The organism is Protofrankia symbiont of Coriaria ruscifolia (assembly GCF_900634745.1).
GTDB lineage: Bacteria > Actinomycetota > Actinomycetes > Frankiales > Frankiaceae > Protofrankia > Protofrankia californiensis.
Window position 1 is genome coordinate 1 of sequence record NZ_CAAAFR010000135.1, and the last position, 2,155, is coordinate 2,155.

The following is a 2,155-nucleotide window of genomic DNA, read 5'->3' on the forward strand; positions in this document are numbered from 1 at the left end:
TCTACCAGCAGCTCCGCTGGCCGCTGCCCGTGCTCCCGTTCGTGGTGGGGGCTGGCGGGCAGCGGCCAGCGGAGCTGCTGGTAGACGGCGGTGCGGTGCAGGTCGTAGGCGGTTTCGATGAGGTCACCGAAGACCTGCGCCCGCGCCGGGATGACCACGGCCACGGCGAGACCGGTCACGGTGAGGCCGACCGGCAGCGCCAGCCAGGTCAACGGGGTGAACGCGCAGAACAGCACCCCCCAGAGCGCGGTGGCCACGGCGGTGTCGAGGCTGGCGCGGGCGGCGCGCAGGGCGGTGCGGGTGTCCTCGGGCAGCAGCAGCCACAGGTGGGGCCAGACCGTGACGGTGTCCAGGCCGTACTTGTCGACCGGGCGGCGTTCGGCGGCGCGCAGGATGTTCCCGATCGGGGTGGGCAGGAAGTAGCCGGCGCTGGCCGGCCGGCGGCGTCGGCGGCGGTCCAGCCGGGTGTAGACGGCGAGGTCCGCGGCGGTGGGGGCGGCGGTGTGGATGCGGCTGTACGCCTGCTGCCAGGCGGCGGCGTCGGCGGCGGCGCGGCGGGCGAGGGTGTCGGTGAGCCGGCGGCGCAGCGGGCCGGTCCAGGACGGCCAGTAGCCCTCCAGCAGCCGCAGCGTCGGGGTGGTGAGCCGGTCGACGACGATCCCGGAGGCGGTGATGGTGAGCAGGGCGGTGAGGATGGTCGCCGTCTGGACGGCGGGGGTCTGCCGGTCCAGCCAGCCGGTGTGGGTGTCGAGGGTGCGCAGGCCGCCGTGGTGGTGGGTCCAGGCGGCGAGCCCGCCGAGCCAGAACAGCAGCGCCGGGGCGGAGACGGCGGCCCACCGGTCGGTGAGTTTGCTGCCGGCTGTCTCCCAGAACGCGGTGAGCATGCCCGGTCAGGTCCGGACCAGCGGGACGTGGTGGGTGGGGCAGGCGGCGATCGGGGTGCCGATGTCGGGCCGGTACCAGACGTAGTCGCCGTGCGGGCAGGCGTACCGGTCCGCGGCCACCGGGCCGGGATCCCCCGCCGGGGCGGTCATCCCGCGGTAGGACGCCCCGCCGGTCTGGCGGTGGAGGTAGCGGGGCTGCTGGTAGGGCGGCCGGTAGGCGGGTGCGTCCGCCAGCACCGCGGTCAGGAACCAGGCGGTGTTCGCGTGCGCGTCGAGTAGCGCCCGCACGGCGGTGGCCGTCTGGCCGGTAGTGGTGCCGGCGGCGGTGGTGCCGGTGAGGGTCTCGGCGAGGGCCTGGTCCAGCTTTTCGACGGCGCCCGGGTCGCCCAGCAGGCGTGGCAGGTAGGGGCGGATCGCCCGTGCCGCTTCCAGCACCCCGTCGTCGTCTACGCCCATTCCTCTCCTTTTCTCCTTTCCCTTTTCATCCTTCTTCTTGTGCTTTCTGGTGCTCTTCGTGCCGTGGGGCTTCCTGCCCGGGGTGGAGCTTGTGGGGGTGTGGGCGTGCGGCTGGGGGGTGGTCAGGCGCCGCTGTGGATGTGGGACGCCCACACCCATGGCTGCTCCCGGCCCCACCGGTCACGTATCCGCCGGGTCGTCGCGTGCAGCACCGCGGCGGCGTCGATCGTGCTGTTCCCGGGAGGCGGGAGGGTGGTGTAGATGTCGGTGGCGATGTCCACGGCGTGCTGGTCGTTGATCGGCCACAGGGTGCCGATCACATGCCGGTAGCCGGCGAGTTGGAACGCCGACGCCAGATGGATCACCTCGTCCGTCAGCACCCCTGGTTGGGCGGTGGAGCAGGCGGACAGGAACGCCAGCTCGGCGGTGTCCAGGCGCAGCCGGGCGACGTCCACCACGGTCAACGGCCGCTGCTGATGGTCGGTGAGGAGCAGCCGGCTCGCGGACGGGTTCTCTAGGTCGGCGTGGCCGTGGCAGGCGAAATGCGCCCACCGCGCACCCGGGAGCGCCGCCAGCACCCGATCCTGGGTGGCGTCCGGGCCGGTGAGCACGGTGACCCGGCCGGGGAACCGTTCCTCCAGCCCGGTCGCCTCCGCCTGCGCGGTGAGCAGGTCGGAGGCGCCGGGGGTGTGCGGCATCGCCACCGCCACGATCCGCCCCTGGCCGCGGCCGGCCGTGCCCGTGCTGTCGCTGTCGGGGGGTTGGGGGCGGCGGGCGTGGGTCAGCGCCCGGATCGTCGGGGTGTAGGAGGACAC

The 2,155-nt window shown here is 73.9% G+C and carries 3 protein-coding genes; all 3 read right to left on the bottom strand.

Features of this window, described 5'->3' with window-relative positions:
- A partial coding sequence (locus CV1CTNOD_RS15335) for a hypothetical protein (protein ID WP_131786764.1) occupies positions 1-884 on the bottom strand: 884 nt, incomplete at its 3' end.
- A 6-nt stretch (positions 885-890) separates the two neighbouring features.
- On the bottom strand, positions 891-1,340 hold the full coding sequence (locus CV1CTNOD_RS15340) for a hypothetical protein (RefSeq protein ID WP_131786765.1): 450 nt from the start codon (positions 1,338-1,340) through the stop codon (positions 891-893).
- A 122-nt stretch (positions 1,341-1,462) separates the two neighbouring features.
- The coding region (locus CV1CTNOD_RS15345; protein WP_131786766.1) for a CHAT domain-containing protein at positions 1,463-2,155 on the bottom strand (693 nt) is incomplete at its 5' end.